Here is a 14,724-nt window from a genome sequence, read left to right on the forward strand (position 1 = left end):
GGAGGCGCTAAGCGGCGGCCGGCGCGGCGAGCGCGAACGCTCCGATGAGGATCGATGCGAGCACGGTGGCAGTGCGCCGCAGGTTCTTCACTGACATGGCCCGTTTCCCTTCAACAGCAGTATGTATTGAAGCGAGCCTATGTCTGTGATCGGCCGGCGTCGTCCGGCCGGAGTGGTCGATCCGGGCTACCTCCCGGGGTGTATGAGCGGCCTCACCTCGATTCCGAGAACGCGCGTGAGGCGGTAGCCCTGATCTCGTCGGCGTAGTAGGTCCACATCGCGGGCGGGATGTCGTGGCCGACGCCCGGGACGATGACGAGCCTGGCCCCGGGAATGTCCTTGGCGAGGTCGCGGGCCGCGCCGGTTCGCAGCAGCTGGTCGGCCTCGCCGTGCATCACGCTCACCGGGATTCGCAGCTGCGCGAGGCTGCCGCCGCTCCAGTGAGCGCCGAGCTGGCGTCCCATGGACTTCGGGTCCCGCACGGAGCTGACGTCGTCTTTCTCGATGCGCGCCAAGGCCTCCGCCTCGTCGAACGGATGGCCCGGCGACGCGAGCGCCCGAGATACCGCCATCGACAACGCGATGTCGCCTTCACGCCCGTCTGGGAACTTGAGCCGCGCCATCTTCGCGACGAAGCTGAAGCGGATGTACCGCAGCAGCTTCAGCCGTCCGGCGTCGCTCGAGACGGCCGCTGATGCGACGAAGCTCCGCACCCGTTGCGAGTGGCGCATGGCGATGCGCTGCACTCGCAGGCCGCCGTTCGAGTGTCCGAAGAGGTGTGCCGAGGCCCAGCCGAGGGCGTCCAGGACGGCCGCGGCGTCGTCGGCGATGTCCTCGCCGGTATAGGCGGGGACGCGATTGCGGAACAGCGCCGTCACCGGATGGGCGGTCTCGGCGGGGAAGTGCGTTGACTGCCCGGCGTCGCGGTTGTCGAAGGACGCCACGTGGAAGCCGCGCTCGATGAGGGCCGTGATCAGGCCCGGCGGCCACCAGTACCGGCTCACGGCGGAACCCATGACCAGCAGCAGCGGTTCGCCGCCGGTGCCGCCGTGGTCTTCGTAGGCGATGCGGACCTCGCCGTTGCGGGCGTAGCCGGTAGGGGGCTGGCTCATGGCTTCTCCTCAGGGTTCGCGAACGGTGTTCCCAAACTCTAGCCTTCGAGTACACTGTTCGCAAACACCCGGAGGAGTGATATGACCGACGCGATCTGGCTGCGACCCGAACGTGCGGCCACCGGCCGCCCGGCCTCGCGCGACCGGGCCGAGATCACGGCCGCCGCGATCAATGTCGCCGACCGCGGCGGCCTCGACGCGGTGTCCATGCGCAGCATCGCCATCGAGCTCGGCACCGGCGCGGCCTCGCTCTACCGCTACGTCTCGAGCCGCGACGACCTGCTCGACCTGATGATCGACGCGACCGCCGCGGAATGCCGCCTCGAGCCGCCCACCGGGGACCCGGTCCCCGATCTCGTCGCGGTCGCCGAAGCGCTGCACACGATCATGATGCGCCACCCATGGCTGCCCGAACTGGCGGTGACCCGCCCGGTCCTCGGTCCCGGCGCGGTCGCCGTGCTGGACCACGTGCTCGACGTTCTGGCCGACCACCCCGGCGACGGCCCGGCGAAGCTCGAGATCTTCGCACTGCTCAACGCCCTCACGGCCACCTTCGCGCGCAACGAACTCGCCGCCGCGAACCGGCCTGAGCGCGCCGTCGCATATCTGGGCCACGTCGCCGCCACCGGCGAGCGCCCCCGCATCTCCGCCCTCTACGACGATCTCTCTGCGGCGTACGGCGACCCGCGTGACCGCCGCGTCGCCGCCATGACCGCGCTCCTGTCCGGCCTGCTCGGCCAGGAGGTGAACACCCTATAGGGGCTTAGGGTCTGGCCTTGTGTGGGACGAGCGAGTCTCGATCCGGAGTGGAGTGTCCAGGGTGTGCGTTCGCCGCTCGTCTCCCGCTCGTCGCCCGCTCCCCGACCGGTCGCATATAAATCGATGTCTATCGATCTTTGCTGTGGTCGGATCCATTGTCTTCCAGCGGACGGGACGGGATGATTGCAATCGTTCCTGTACATCCACGGGACATCGATCCATCGTCATCCCCTCATGACGACTAGGGCCCTCACCCCTGGGAGTTCGTCGACGCAGACTGATGCGCCGTACCCCGGACCGCCGCCGGCACCCTCAACCCGGCGGCTTCGGGCGACAATCCCAAGGAGGCCGATCATGCGAAGTCGCATGAAGACGCTCATCGCCACCCTTTCCGCATTCGTTCTCGCCGTCGGCACCGCCGCCGTGGTGCTCGGCGTCGCCGCATCGCCGGTGCAGGCCCAGACCTGCAACGGCTACGTCGCACTCACCTTCGACGACGGGCCCAATCCGGGCACCACCACCAACCTGCTCAACGCCCTGACCTCCAACGGGCTGCGCGCCACCATGTTCAACGTCGGGCGGCAGGTCTCCGCCAACCCCTCGCTCGCCCGCGCGCAGGTCAGCGCCGGCATGTGGATCGCCAACCACACTTCGACCCACACCGACCTGACCAAGCTGAACTCCTCGCAGATCGCCCAGGAGATCTCCAGCGCCCAGCAGACCATCCAGCAGACCACCGGGGTCACCCCGCAGCTGTTCCGGCCGCCGTACGGGGCGACCAACGCGACCGTCAAGTCCATCGCGGCCCAGCAGGGGCTCACTGAGATCCTCTGGGACGTCGACTCGCAGGACTGGAACTCGGCCACCAGCACCGCGCAGATCGTGCAGAACGCTCGCAACCTCCAGAGTGGCGGCGTCATCCTGATGCATGACCTCTACCAGAGCACGATCAACGCGATCCCGCAGATCGCCGCCGACCTGCGCTCGCGCGGGTTGTGCGCGGGGATGATCTCCCCGAGTACCGGCCGGGCCGTCGCCCCCGACGGCTCCGGCGGCGGTGGAGGCGGTGGTGGCACCGGGACCGACCTGCTGCGGAGCACCTCGGCCGGCAAATGCATCGACGTGCCCAGCGGCAACACCGCCAACGGCACGAAGGTCCAGCTCTACACCTGCTACGAAGGCGCGAACCAGCAGTTCACCTACACCGCCGCGCAGGAGCTGCGGGTCCTCGGCAAGTGCCTCGAAGCCCCCTCCGGGAGCAGCGGCACGCAGGTGCAGATCAACGCGTGCAGCAACGCGAACGGTCAGAAGTGGACGTTCGGCTCCGACGGGACGATCCGAAACGTCGGGTATTCGACCGCGTGCCTGGACGTCTACAGCTCTTCCAACGGCGCCCCAGTGCAGCTCTACACCTGCTGGGGCGGCGACAACCAGAAGTGGACCCGCGTCTGACGGGCCCCGCTGAGCGGTGAACTCCGGCCGGTCCGCAAGGACCGGCCGGAGCACGGCACGCGAGTGAGGACGACGCAGCCGTCCCGGCCGTGGCACCTGCCACGAATCCATCAACCGGTGCCGGTCGGGGAGGCACCATGGACGGCATGATCCCTCGCGACTCCGACGACGCCGCTTCGCAAGGAGCGGCCGGGCGTTCCGCGCCCGCCGGCCACTCGGATCCGCCCGCGCCGCATCCGGCGCTCGCCCGGTTCTCCCCGGCCACCGCCTCCTGGTTCACCCGCGAATTCGCGGCGCCCACCGCCGCGCAGCAGGGCGCCTGGCAGGCGCTGGGGGAGCAGAAGGACGTCCTGGTCGTCGCTCCGACCGGCTCAGGCAAGACCCTCGCGGCGTTCCTGTCCTCACTGGACGACCTCGCATCGGCGCCGCCGCCCGAAGACCCCAAGCGGCGCTGCCGGGTCCTGTACCTCTCGCCGCTCAAAGCCCTGGGCGTCGACGTGGAGCGCAACCTCCGCGCACCGCTCGCGGGCATCCGCGAGGAGTCGGAGCGCCTCGGCGTGCCCGCCCCGGACGTCAGGGTCGGGGTGCGCTCGGGCGACACGCCGCAGTCCGAGCGCCGCTCGATCGCCAACCGGCCGCCGGACATCCTGATCACGACGCCCGAGTCGCTGTTCCTGATGCTCACCTCGAAGACGCGCGAGGCGCTGGCCGGGGTCGAGACGGTGATCCTCGACGAGGTCAATGCCGTCGTCGGTACCAAACGCGGCGCGCACCTGGCTCTGTCCTTGGAGCGGTTGGACGCCCTCCTGCCGCGACCCGCCCGCCGGATCGGCCTGTCCGCCACGGTGCGCCCGGTCGAGGAGGTCGCGCGGTTCCTCTCCCCGCGCCGGGACGTCGCGATCGTCCAGCCGCCGTCAGAGAAGCTGTGGGACCTCTCGGTCGTCGTCCCGGTGGAGGACATGGGCGATCTGGCCGCGGCCGCCAAGTCCTCGACGACCTCCGACGCGCGCGCGGCCGGCTCGATCTGGCCGCACGTCGAAGAGCGCATCGTCGATCTCGTCGAGGCGCACCGGTCGACGATCGTCTTCGCCAACGCCCGCCGCGCCGCCGAACGCCTCTCGGGGCGCCTCAACGAGATCGAGTACGAGCGCCGAACCGGCCTCAGGCTCCCGGAGGACCATGGCCCCGCCGAGCTGATGGGCGGCTCCACGGCCACTCCGGGCGCGCCGCCGGTCCTGGCCCGCACGCACCACGGCTCGATCTCCAAAGAGCAGCGCGCGCAAGTGGAGGACGACTTGAAGGCCGGGCGGCTGCGCGCCGTCGTCGCCACGTCCAGTCTGGAGCTCGGCATCGACATGGGCGCGGTGGACCTGGTTGTCCAGGTCGAGGCGCCGCCGTCGGTCGCCTCCGGCCTCCAGCGCGTCGGACGCTCAGGCCACCAGGTCGGGGCCGTCTCCCGCGGGGTCTTCTTCCCGAAGGTCCGCGGCGACCTGATCCAGTCGGCGGTGGTCGCCGAGCGGATGCGGGACGGCGGGATCGAGGCGCTCAAGGTCCCGGCCAACCCGCTCGACGTCCTCGCCCAGCAGCTCGTCGCCATGGCGGCGATGGACGAATGGCGGTGGGACGACATGCTCGCGCTCGTCCGCCGGGCGGCCCCGTTCGCCTCGCTCCCCGAGTCCGCGTTCGAAGCCACCATGGACATGCTCGCGGGCCGCTACCCCTCGGACGCCTTCGCCGAGCTGCGCCCGCGCCTGGTCTGGGACCGCGTGAACGGCACCGTCACCGGCCGTCCCGGCGCGCAGCGCCTGGCCGTCACCTCCGGCGGCACCATCCCCGACCGCGGCCTGTTCGGCGTGTTCCTGGCCGGCTCGGACCCGAAACGGGGCGGCGGCCGGGTCGGCGAACTGGACGAGGAGATGGTCTACGAGTCACGCGTGGGCGACGTGTTCTCCCTGGGCACCTCGTCGTGGCGGATCGAGGAGGTCACCCGCGACCGCGTCGTCGTCTCCCCGGCGCCCGGCGTCCCCGGCCGCCTCCCGTTCTGGCGCGGCGACGGGCTGGGCCGTCCGCTCGAACTCGGCCGCGCGATCGGCGCGTTCGTGCGCGAGCTCGGCGCCATGGGCGACGCCGAGGCGCACGCCCGGCTCGCGGCGGCGGGCCTGGACGACTTCGCCGCCCGCAACGCCATCGCCTACCTCAAGGAGCAGCGCGAGGCCACCGGCCACGTCCCCGACGACCGCACCGTCGTCGTCGAGCGCTTCCGCGACGAACTGGGCGACTGGCGGATCGTGATCCACTCCCCGTTCGGCGCAAGGGTCCACGCGCCGTGGGCGCTCGTGCTCGGCGCCCGCCTGCGCGAGCGGTACGGCGTCGACCCGCAGCTGATGCACAACGACGACGGCATCATCCTGCACCTGCCCGACGCCGCCGGATTCGACGACGCCGACGAAGGCGGGCGGCTCGGCGTCCACGGCGACCACGGGCCGGCCCCGATCGAAGCCGCCGACCTCGTCTTCGGCAAGGACGGGATCAACGGCCTCGTCACCGAGGCGGTCGGCGGGTCCTCCCTCTTCGCCTCCCGCTTCCGCGAGGCCGCCGCCCGCGCACTGCTTCTGCCGCACCGCCAGCCAGGCAAGCGGCAGCCGCTGTGGCAGCAGCGCCTGCGCTCCTCGCAGCTCCTCGAAGTCGCCTCCGAGTTCCCGTCGTTCCCGATCATCCTTGAGGCCGTCCGCGAGGTCCTGCAGGACGTCTACGATGTGCCCGGCCTGGCAGAGCTCATGGGGGACATCGAGTCCCGCGACGTGCGGCTGGTCGAGGTCGCCACCCCCGAGGCCTCGCCCTTCGCCCGCTCCCTGCTCTTCAGCTATGTCGCCCAGTTCATGTACGAAGGGGACTCGCCCCTCGCCGAACGCCGCGCCTCCGCCCTCGCCGTCGACTCCCGGCTCCTGGCCGACCTGCTCGGCGAGGCCGAGCTGCGTGAACTCCTCGATCCGGAAGTGCTCCACCAGCTCGAACGCGAGCTGCAGTGGTTGACCGAAGAGCGCCGGGCACGTGACGCGGAGAGCGTCGCCGACCTCCTGCGCCTCCTCGGCCCGCTCACCGATGCGGAGCTGACCGAGCGCGGCGCCGCCCCGGACTGGGTGCGGCAGCTGGCTGCGGCCGGGCGCGTCGTGCCCGTCGCGATCGCGGGCCTGGAGCACTGGGCGTCCATCGAGGACGCGGGTCGGCTGCGCGACGCCCTCGGCACCGCGCTGCCCGCCGGCATCCCCGAATCCTTCACCGAGCCCGTCCCCGATCCCCTCGGAGACCTCCTCGCCCGCTACGCCCGCACCCACGGCCCGTTCACTTCGGGCGAGGCGGCGGCCCGCTTCGGCCTGGGCGTCGCCGTCACCGAGGGCGTCCTGCGCCGCCTCGCCTCCTCCGGCCGCCTCGCCGAAGGCGAGTTCCGACCCGATGGCCAGGGCCGGGAATGGTGCGAGGCCCAGGTCCTGCGCCGCCTGCGCCGCCGCTCCCTCGCGGCACTCCGCCAGGAACTGGAACCCGTGCCGCCGTCCGCCCTCGCCGAATTCCTGCCCCACTGGCAGCACATCGGGACACCCGAGGCGCCCGGCCGCGGCGCACTCCGCGGCGTCGACGGTGTCGCCCGCGCCGTCGAGCAGCTCCAAGGCGTCGCCGTTCCCGCCTCCGCGCTCGAGAAGCTGATCCTTCCCTCGCGCGTATCGGATTACACGCCAACGCATCTCGACGAGCTCACCGCCTCCGGCGAAGTGCTCTGGGCGGGGGCGGGCGCGCTCGGCGCCAGGGACGGCTGGATCGCCCTCTTCGCCGCCGAGACGGCCCCGCTGCTGCTGCCCGAGCCGCAGCCGCTCGAACTCGGCCCGCTGCACCGATCCCTTTTGGCCGCGCTTTCGGGAGGGTACGGCCTGTTCTTCCGGCAGCTCGCCGAGCGCGTCCGCGCCGAAGGAAACCCTGAAGCGACTGAGCCCCAACTCATCGACGCCCTATGGGACCTGGCCTGGTCCGGCCGCATCACCAACGACACCCTCGCGCCGCTCCGCGCCTTCCTCGGCTCCGGCCGAACCGCGGGCGCCACGGCGCACCGCGCCCGGCGCCACGCTCCCCGGGGTCGCTACGGCTCCTTCCCCGGTGGCTGGCGCGAGCTGCGGAGCGACGACCGGGGCATCGTCACGAGCCCGCCCACGGTCGCCGGACGCTGGTCCCTGCTCCCCGAAGTCGAACCCGACGCCACCCTCCGGGCCCACGCCCTGGCCCGCACCCTCCTCGACCGGCACGGCGTCGTCACGCGCGGCGCCGTCGCCGCCGAAGACGTCGAAGGCGGTTTCGCCAAGGTGTACCGGGTGCTGTCGGTCTTCGAGGAGACCGGCAAGGCCCGCCGAGGCTATGTCGTCGAGGGCCTCGGCGCGGCCCAGTTCGCCATGGACGGCGCGGTCGACCGCCTTCGGGCCACCGCCGCCCGGCGCGAACGCGGCGAGACGGCAACGGACGGCGGTCTGGTCCTGGCGGCCGCCGACCCGGCCAACTCCTATGGCGCCGCGCTGCCCTGGCCCGATCCGCCGATCGGCTCGGGGCACCGGCCCGGACGCAAAGCCGGAGCCCTCGTGGTCCTCGTCGACGGCGAACTCACCCTCTACATCGAACGAGGCGGCAAGACCCTCCTCGCCTGGGGCTCGCCGTCCGATGGCGACGACGCCGATCGGTCAGCCGACGCTCGCCTTGTCAAGGCGGCCACTGCACTCGCCGACGCGACCCGTGCGGGCGCCACTGGCGCGCTCTCGATCGAACGCGTCAACGACGCCTCCGCACTGTCGTCCCCGCTCGGTCCGATCCTGGAATCGGCCGGATTCCACGCCACGCCTCGGGGGTTCCGTCTCCGCCCTGATCGCTAGCGCGCGTTCTTGATCGAGCGCTGCACCATCTGACGGACGCCCGGCAGGGCGATGGCGCGCATCGCCATGTCGCCCATCCAGACGTGGAACTTGGTGGGCGGCGCGAACTGCGCGATGCCCCTGCGCGCCAGCGCCTGCCGCTTCCTGATCTCCGGGCGCAGCCCCGACTCCCAGTCCGCGAGCGCCGCCGCAAGGTCGTCGCCGTGCCGTTCCAAGGCTTCGCCGAGCTTGTCCGCGCCCGAGAGTGCCAGGCCCGCACCGTATCCGGCGAACAGCGTCACGCACCAGGCCGCATCGCCGAGCAGGACGACCCGGCCGCTGCTCCACCTGTCCGCCTGGATCTGGCTGACCGAATCGAAGTAGGCACCGCCGGGGTCGGCGCGGAGCTGGTCGAGGGCGTCGGGCACGCCGCCGCCCAGGTCACTGAAGGCCTCACCGAGCGCGGCGACCGCGCCGCGCTCCAGGTCTGCCCCGGTATCGGCGCTCTGGTACGTGAAGAACGCCGATGACCGGCCGGGCCCGAGGTTGATGACCGCGGCGGTCCGGTGCGGGCCGATGAACGTGGTGCCGCTGCCTTCGGCGAGGCCGCGCGGCACCCGGCTCAGCGGGAAGGCCCCGACCATGTGCCGCAGGTCGACAAGGAACTGGGACTCCTCACCGAAGACGAGCCTCCGAACGCTGGAGTGCAGGCCGTCCGCACCGATGAGCAGATCGGCCCGCTCGACGGACCCGTCGCTGAGCGTCGCGGTGACGCCGTTCCCTTCCTGCGAAACATTGGTCACCGTGGTGCCGAACCGGAACTCGGCCGTGTCCGCGACCGCTTCCCACAGCACTGTCTCCAGGTCACCCCGGAACACCGACATCGCCCGCGCGCCGTGCGCGGCCTCGACGATCGCGGCCGGGACCGTGAACTTCACGGAGCCGTCGGCCCTCACGAGGATCGACTGGAACGAGCCGAGATCGCGCTTCGACAGCTCTGGCACCAGCCCGAGCGCTTCGACGGCGTCGTAGCCGCGGCCGATCAGATTCAGCATGTAGCCGCTGCTGCGCCGCGCGGGCGCGCGCTCGATCACGACCGCGCGCCACCCGGCGCGGTGGAGCCGCAAGGCCGCGGCCAGGCCGGCGATGCCCGCGCCGACCACGATCGCCTTGCGTCGGGGATGCGTTCCCGTCATCGCCGTTCCGCCTCTCACTAGTTTGAGCGTGTGTTCATTCTCAGTATGAACGATTGCTCAAACTCGTGTCCAGGCCCCCTCGGCGAACCGATACACTGGCACCCGTGCCAAGAGGAGTCGCCATCCCCGAACTGCGGCAGCAGCTTTTCGCCGCCGCCGAACGCGTGATCCTCCGCGACGGCCCCGCCAAACTCAGCGGCCGCGCCGTCACCACTGAAGCCGGCGTCGCCGCCGGCCTCCTCTACGCCCACTTCACCGACCTCGACGACTTCCTCGCCGCCTACGCCGTCGACCGGACGTTCATCATCGGCGCCACCGCAGGAGCCTTGCCCGACCGCGCCGGCACCGGCGACCCGGCCGCGAACCTGACCGACACCCTCCTCGCCATCCCCCGCGAGGCACTCGCCGCACTCGCCCGCCTCATGGTCCTCAAACCCGAACTCGCCGCCCGCGTCCGCGACGTGCTCGGCGACCACGCCACCGCACTCGACGCGATCGAACAGGCCGCCACCGCCTACCTCGAAGCCGAACGGCGCCTCGGCCGCATCACCGAAACCGTCGACCCCCCAGCGGTCGCGCTGGCAATCGACGGCCTCCTGCACCACCTGGTGCTGACCGCCGAAGACATCGACCCACGACTCCGCCGGGCGATCACCGCCCTGGTCGGCACAACTGCGAACGAACGGAGCGGCGACAATGGATGACCTGCCCCCCAGGATCGGCATCGACCGGCCCGGATCCTTCAGCCGCTCGGTGTTCCAGGAACGCCACCCGGTCCTCATCGCGAACCTCCTCGACGACTTCCCCTACCCGCCGCGCATCCGGGCCCGCCTCGAAGCCCTGCTCGCCGAAAGCCGCGACGGCGCCGTCCCGACCGCGGTCCCGCCGGGACCGAACGCGCCGTTCTGGGAAGCCCAGATCGCCGAATGCGCCGGAAGGCCTTGGCGCTCACTGCCGTTCCTGTGGGCCGAGTCGTATTTCTACCGCCGCATCCTCCACGCGACCGAATACTTCGCACCCGACAGCCCTTGGTACGGCGTCGACCTCTTCGCGCCGCAGAAGCACGCGCAACTCGACGGCCCCGAGATCCTCTCCGACCTCGACGCCTACACCGCCCTGGCCGAACGCGAACCCGATGAGCGACGCCAGGCCCTGCTGCACGCCGCCCTCTGGGGCAACCAGGCCGACCTCGGCTTCCGCACCATCAGTGCCATTGCGGGACAAGCGGACGTGGTGGTCGACGACAGCGCCGCCGTCTGGGACCTCATCGACGGCCCGGGGGAGGGGCCGGTGATCGTGGTGGCCGACAACGCCGGCCGCGAGATCACGGCCGACCTCGCCCTCATTGACGCGATCCTGGAAACCGCCACGGTCGAGCTGCACCTCAAACCGCACCCCTATTTCGTCTCGGATGCCACCGGCCAGGACGTGCTCGCCACCCTCGCCGCGCTCGCCGCCAACCCCAACAAACCCGTCCAGGCCCTCGCGCAACGACTCCGCGAGGCGATACGCGACGAGCGGCTGATCCTGCGCACCCACGGCTTCTACGTCCTGCCCTCCACCTACCGGCACCTCCCGCCCGACCTCGCGGACGACTTCCGCGCCGCGACACTCGTGATCCTCAAGGGCGACTTGAACTACCGGCGCCTCGTCGGCGACCGCGAATGGGACGCCACCGCGCCCTTCGGCGAGGTCGTCGACTACTTCCCCGGGGACGTGGCCGCCCTGCGCACCGCGAAGTCCGACCTCGCCGTCGGCATCCCCCCGGCCCGTCTCACCGAGTTGGAAACCGGTTCCCCGGATTGGCGTATCAGCGGCACGCACGCGATGATTCAAGTCCTGCACTGATTCGAGGAGGCCCGGATGCCGGTCGACGAGTACTTCACCACGATGTTCCGAGGCCTGGAGGCGGCCACCGCCAAGGGTGGGACCGCTGAGGAGAAGGACGCGCTCGGCCAGGCGTTCATGCGGGAGTACACCGGCGAGGCCATCGCCTGGGACGCCACCGGTGTCGCGTTGGAGGACACTGCGATCGACGGCCCGCACGGGTCGATCCCGCTGCGCCTCTACCGCCCCGAAGGGACCGTCAGCGGCGCCGTCCTCTGGTGCCACGGCGGCGGTTTCCGCTGGGGCGACCTCGACATGCGCGAGGCCCACGCGGTGAGCATCGAACTGGCGCGCCGCGCCGGGGTCGCAGTGGCCTCAGTGGACTACCGCCTCGCCGACGACACCACGAAGTACCCGGTGCCGATCGACGACGTGCACGCCGCCTGGAACTGGTGGTGCGAACAGCCGCTCCCCGAGGGCGCCCCGATCGCCCTCGGCGGCGCCAGTGCCGGAGCCGCTCTCGCTCTCTCGACCGCCTTGCGCACCAGGGACACCGGAGGCCGACCGGCGGACGTGCTCCTGCTCGCCTACCCGTTCGCGCACTACCCGAACCCGTCGCTCAGCCCGGCGATGAACGCCGAGATGGCGGCGGTGCCGTTCCGGTTCGAGCCCGAGAGCGTCGAGGGCATGGTCCGCAACTACGTGGGCCGCATCAGTGACGTGCCGCCGGACGCGCTTCCGGGCGCGGCGAGGCTCGACGGCCTGCCGCGCACCCGCATCGTCGTCTCCGAGTACGACGACCTGCGCGCCTCGGCCGAACTGCTGGAACGCCAGCTCCGCGAGGTCGGCGTCCCGGTCGAGTCGTACCTGGCGCAGGGCATGACGCACGGCCACTTGAACCACTCGCCCGAACTCGCGGAGGTCGGGCAGTCCCTCGACTTCTTCGCGAAGGGCCTCGCCTAGAGCCTGCAGGGGCTCAAGGGCCGGTCGGGGCGGGTACTGTGCGGTCGGGCGGCGCGAGCCGCCCTTGACAAGGCTTCCGGCCCGGGTGTCGGAGTTGAGGAGGGATTGCGCATGGGCCGCAACGGGGGCAGCCTGATGGGGTGCGCCGGGGGACGGGGCGGTGCCCGTTGACCGCTGGGCTGCTGTGGAGCCTGACGGGGCTGGCGCTGCTCGACTCGGTCAACGCCGCCACGATCTGGATCGTCATCGTGATCCTGCTGGGTGCGAACCGCCCTGCGCCGACCGGCTGGGCGTTCATGCTCGGGGCGGCCGTGTCGTTCCTGGCGTTCGCCGTGATGTTCTACTTCGGATTGTCGTTTGCGGACTCGGTGCTGGAGGGGTTCACGCTGTGGCTGCGCCGCGTGCTGTTCGTCGGCCTGGCGGTGGCACTGGTGGTTATGGGTGTGCGCAGGCTCCGGCCGCGCGAGCGCAAGGGCTACGCGCTGCCGTCGTGGGTGAACGCTTGGAGCGCACTGCCGTTCGGGGTGCTCGCCACGGTCGGGGACCTTCCCAACGCGTTCCCGATGGTCCTGGCCGTCGAACGCCTCATCGACGCCGACGTCGCGACCCCGGCCGCCGTGGTCGTCCTCGTCGCCTACACCCTGGTCTACGCGCTGCCTTCGGCGCTGATCCTCGCGGCCGGTCTGGCGTTCAACGAGGAGCTGCGCGAGCAGCTCCAGTCGATGCTCAGCGGCCGCACCTCCGGGATCGCCGAGCCGAGCCCGAAGGCGGCCGCGGCCTGCTTCGCAGGGGCCGCAGCGAGCCTCGCCGTCATGGTCTTCTGGGTCGGTTGAGCGCAAGTTCCTAGCCGGGCAGGTGCCTCGCGACGATCGCCGCCGCCGCTTTCGTCTGCACCGCACCGTAGTTGAGGCCGCGATCCGGACCCAGCCTTGAGGCGCAGAAGGCGTCGGCGACCTCAGCGGGGGCGTGCCGCACGAGCAGAGAGGCCTGGAGTGCCAGGCCGAGGTCCTCGGTGAGGCGGCGGGCTCCGGCCGGTTCGAGCACTCCCGTGAGGGTTCGCTTGAGCCCCTTGAGATGTGCGTGTAGTCGGGGATCCTCGTCGGCCGCCGGTTCGACCTCGGCGAGGAACGCTTCGGCGGTCTCGGGCGCGGTCGCGAGGGCGCGCAGCACGTCGAGGCTGATGACGTTCCCGGACCCCTCCCAAATGGACAAGAGCGGCTGTTCGCGGTAGCGCCGTGCGAGCGGTGCCTCCTCGATGTACCCGTTGCCGCCCAGGCATTCCACGGCCTCGGCGGCGTGCCCCGGGCCGCGTTTGCACACCCAGTACTTCGCGACGGCGGTAGCGAGACGGCGGAACGGCGCCTGCGCCGGGTCGTCGTAGGCCGAGGCCAGGCGCATCATCGTGGCGGTGGCGGCCTCGGACTCCACGCACAGGTCGGCGAGGACCTGCGTCATGAGCGGCTGGTCGATGAGCTTGGCGCCGAAGGCACTGCGGTGCGCGGCGTGCCAGGCGGCCTCGGCGGTGCTCTGGCGCATCCCGGCCGCGGTGGCGATGACGCAGTCGAGCCGGGTGTGGTTGACCATCTCGATGATCGTGGCGACGCCGCGGCCCTCCTCGCCGACGAGGTGCGCCACGGCGTCGTGCAGTTCGATTTCAGCCGAGGCGTTCGACCGGTTCCCGAGCTTGTCCTTCAAGCGCTGCAAGCGGATCGCGTTACGGGTCCCGTCGGGCAGGACGCGCGGAAGGAGGAAGCACGACAGGCCGCCGGGCGCTTGGGCGAGCACGAGGAACGCGTCGTTCATCGGCGCGGAGCAGAACCACTTGTGTCCGCGCAGCGTGTACGTGCCGTCCGCCGACGGCGTTGCGGCCGTGGTGTTCGCGCGCACGTCCGAGCCGCCCTGTTTCTCGGTCATCGCCATGCCGACGAGCACGCCCGCCTTCTCGTGCGGCGGGCGCAGCCCCGGGTCGTACTCGTCCGAAGTGATCCGCGGTTCCCACTCCGCCGCCAGCTCGGGATTCGCGCGTAGCGCCGGGACGGCCGCATAGGTCATCGAGATCGGGCAGGCGTGGCCCGGTTCGATCTGGGCGAGCATCGACAGGAGCACCGCCCGCGCCGCATGCGCACCGGGCTTCGGGTCGGCCCAAGGCATCGCGTGCGCGCCGCTCTCGACGGCCAGGCGCATGAACACATGCCAGGACGGATGGAAGTCCACTTCGTCGATCCGGTGCCCGTATCGGTCGTGGGTCCGCAGCACCGGCGGGTACCGGTGGGCCTCCACAGCCCACTCCGCGGCCTCGGTGCTGCCGAGCACGCTGCCGATCTCTCGCGCCTTTCGGGCGAACCATCCGGCGCCCGCCCGATCGGCGGCCTCGCGCAGCGGCGCGTTCGTGTCGTACAGGTTCAGGTCCACCAGCGGCGGAGGCTGGTTGGCGACAATGTGGGTCTCGGCGGCACCGGTCATCGCGGGCTCCCTTGCTCGGCGGATCCCACATGGTAGTACCGCGAACGGATCCGCGAAAGCGGCGAC

At 71.3% G+C, this 14,724-nt stretch carries 10 protein-coding genes; 7 read left to right on the top strand and 3 right to left on the bottom strand.

The genetic code is table 11. The features are described 5' to 3' along the window. Window positions 1-212: 212 nt before the first annotated feature. A complete protein-coding gene (locus tag ACFO8M_RS15320) occupies window positions 213-1,112 on the bottom strand; it encodes an alpha/beta fold hydrolase (protein ID WP_387977022.1) in 900 nt (299 codons plus the stop codon). A gap of 81 nt (window positions 1,113-1,193) precedes the next feature. Between ACFO8M_RS15320 and ACFO8M_RS15325 the strand changes: the two genes are divergently transcribed. The 3 genes from ACFO8M_RS15325 (at window position 1,194) to ACFO8M_RS15335 (ending at window position 8,230) form a co-directional block, all read left to right on the top strand. Then, window positions 1,194-1,871, top strand: coding sequence for a TetR/AcrR family transcriptional regulator (locus tag ACFO8M_RS15325; protein WP_387977025.1), 678 nt, complete (start codon window positions 1,194-1,196; stop codon window positions 1,869-1,871). 354 nt (window positions 1,872-2,225) lie between these two features. After that, window positions 2,226-3,323, top strand: coding sequence for a polysaccharide deacetylase family protein (locus tag ACFO8M_RS15330; protein WP_387977028.1), 1,098 nt, complete (start codon window positions 2,226-2,228; stop codon window positions 3,321-3,323). A 146-nt stretch (window positions 3,324-3,469) separates the two neighbouring features. After that, window positions 3,470-8,230 carry an ATP-dependent helicase gene (locus tag ACFO8M_RS15335; protein ID WP_387977031.1) on the top strand — a complete coding sequence of 1,587 codons (4,761 nt, stop codon included), beginning with the start codon at window positions 3,470-3,472 and terminating at the stop codon, window positions 8,228-8,230. Here ACFO8M_RS15335 and ACFO8M_RS15340 read toward each other — a convergent pair. After that, window positions 8,227-9,405, bottom strand: coding sequence for an FAD-dependent oxidoreductase (locus tag ACFO8M_RS15340; protein WP_387977034.1), 1,179 nt, complete (start codon window positions 9,403-9,405; stop codon window positions 8,227-8,229). The two genes, ACFO8M_RS15335 and ACFO8M_RS15340, sit on opposite strands and share 4 nt — an antisense overlap. 104 nt (window positions 9,406-9,509) lie before the next feature. On the opposite strand from ACFO8M_RS15340, the gene ACFO8M_RS15345 reads away from it, so the two are divergent. From ACFO8M_RS15345 to ACFO8M_RS15360, 4 genes are all read left to right on the top strand, one after another. Then, complete coding sequence (locus ACFO8M_RS15345; protein ID WP_387977036.1) at window positions 9,510-10,109, top strand: TetR family transcriptional regulator; 600 nt, start codon at window positions 9,510-9,512, stop codon at window positions 10,107-10,109. Beyond that, window positions 10,102-11,253 (top strand): damage-control phosphatase ARMT1 family protein, encoded by a 1,152-nt coding sequence (locus ACFO8M_RS15350; RefSeq protein ID WP_387977039.1) that lies wholly within the window; start codon window positions 10,102-10,104, stop codon window positions 11,251-11,253. The genes ACFO8M_RS15345 and ACFO8M_RS15350 overlap by 8 nt, the downstream gene beginning before the upstream one ends. A 15-nt stretch (window positions 11,254-11,268) precedes the next feature. Then, window positions 11,269-12,195, top strand: coding sequence for an alpha/beta hydrolase (locus ACFO8M_RS15355; RefSeq protein WP_387977043.1), 927 nt, complete (start codon window positions 11,269-11,271; stop codon window positions 12,193-12,195). Between the two features lie 167 nt (window positions 12,196-12,362). Continuing rightward, window positions 12,363-13,028, top strand: a complete 666-nt coding sequence (locus ACFO8M_RS15360) for a GAP family protein (RefSeq protein ID WP_387977046.1) — start codon at window positions 12,363-12,365, stop codon at window positions 13,026-13,028. A gap of 10 nt (window positions 13,029-13,038) precedes the next feature. Here ACFO8M_RS15360 and ACFO8M_RS15365 read toward each other — a convergent pair whose 3' ends face one another. Next, complete coding sequence (locus ACFO8M_RS15365) at window positions 13,039-14,658, bottom strand: acyl-CoA dehydrogenase family protein (protein ID WP_387977049.1); 1,620 nt, start codon at window positions 14,656-14,658, stop codon at window positions 13,039-13,041. Window positions 14,659-14,724: the final 66 nt, after the last annotated feature.

Source organism: Glycomyces rhizosphaerae, from assembly GCF_042647865.1.
GTDB lineage: Bacteria > Actinomycetota > Actinomycetes > Mycobacteriales > Micromonosporaceae > Glycomyces > Glycomyces rhizosphaerae.

What these genes read in the sequence shown, in the direction of transcription:
- ACFO8M_RS15340 (WP_387977034.1), bottom strand. Translation starts at nt 9,405, where the DNA reads ATGACGGGAACGCATCCCCGACGCAAGGCGATCGTGGTCGGCGCGGGC.
- ACFO8M_RS15320 (WP_387977022.1), bottom strand. Translation starts at nt 1,112, where the DNA reads ATGAGCCAGCCCCCTACCGGCTACGCCCGCAACGGCGAGGTCCGCATC.
- ACFO8M_RS15325 (WP_387977025.1), top strand. Translation starts at nt 1,194, where the DNA reads ATGACCGACGCGATCTGGCTGCGACCCGAACGTGCGGCCACCGGCCGC.
- ACFO8M_RS15335 (WP_387977031.1), top strand. Translation starts at nt 3,470, where the DNA reads ATGATCCCTCGCGACTCCGACGACGCCGCTTCGCAAGGAGCGGCCGGG.
- ACFO8M_RS15350 (WP_387977039.1), top strand. Translation starts at nt 10,102, where the DNA reads ATGGATGACCTGCCCCCCAGGATCGGCATCGACCGGCCCGGATCCTTC.
- ACFO8M_RS15355 (WP_387977043.1), top strand. Translation starts at nt 11,269, where the DNA reads ATGCCGGTCGACGAGTACTTCACCACGATGTTCCGAGGCCTGGAGGCG.
- ACFO8M_RS15330 (WP_387977028.1), top strand. Translation starts at nt 2,226, where the DNA reads ATGCGAAGTCGCATGAAGACGCTCATCGCCACCCTTTCCGCATTCGTT.
- ACFO8M_RS15365 (WP_387977049.1), bottom strand. Translation starts at nt 14,658, where the DNA reads ATGACCGGTGCCGCCGAGACCCACATTGTCGCCAACCAGCCTCCGCCG.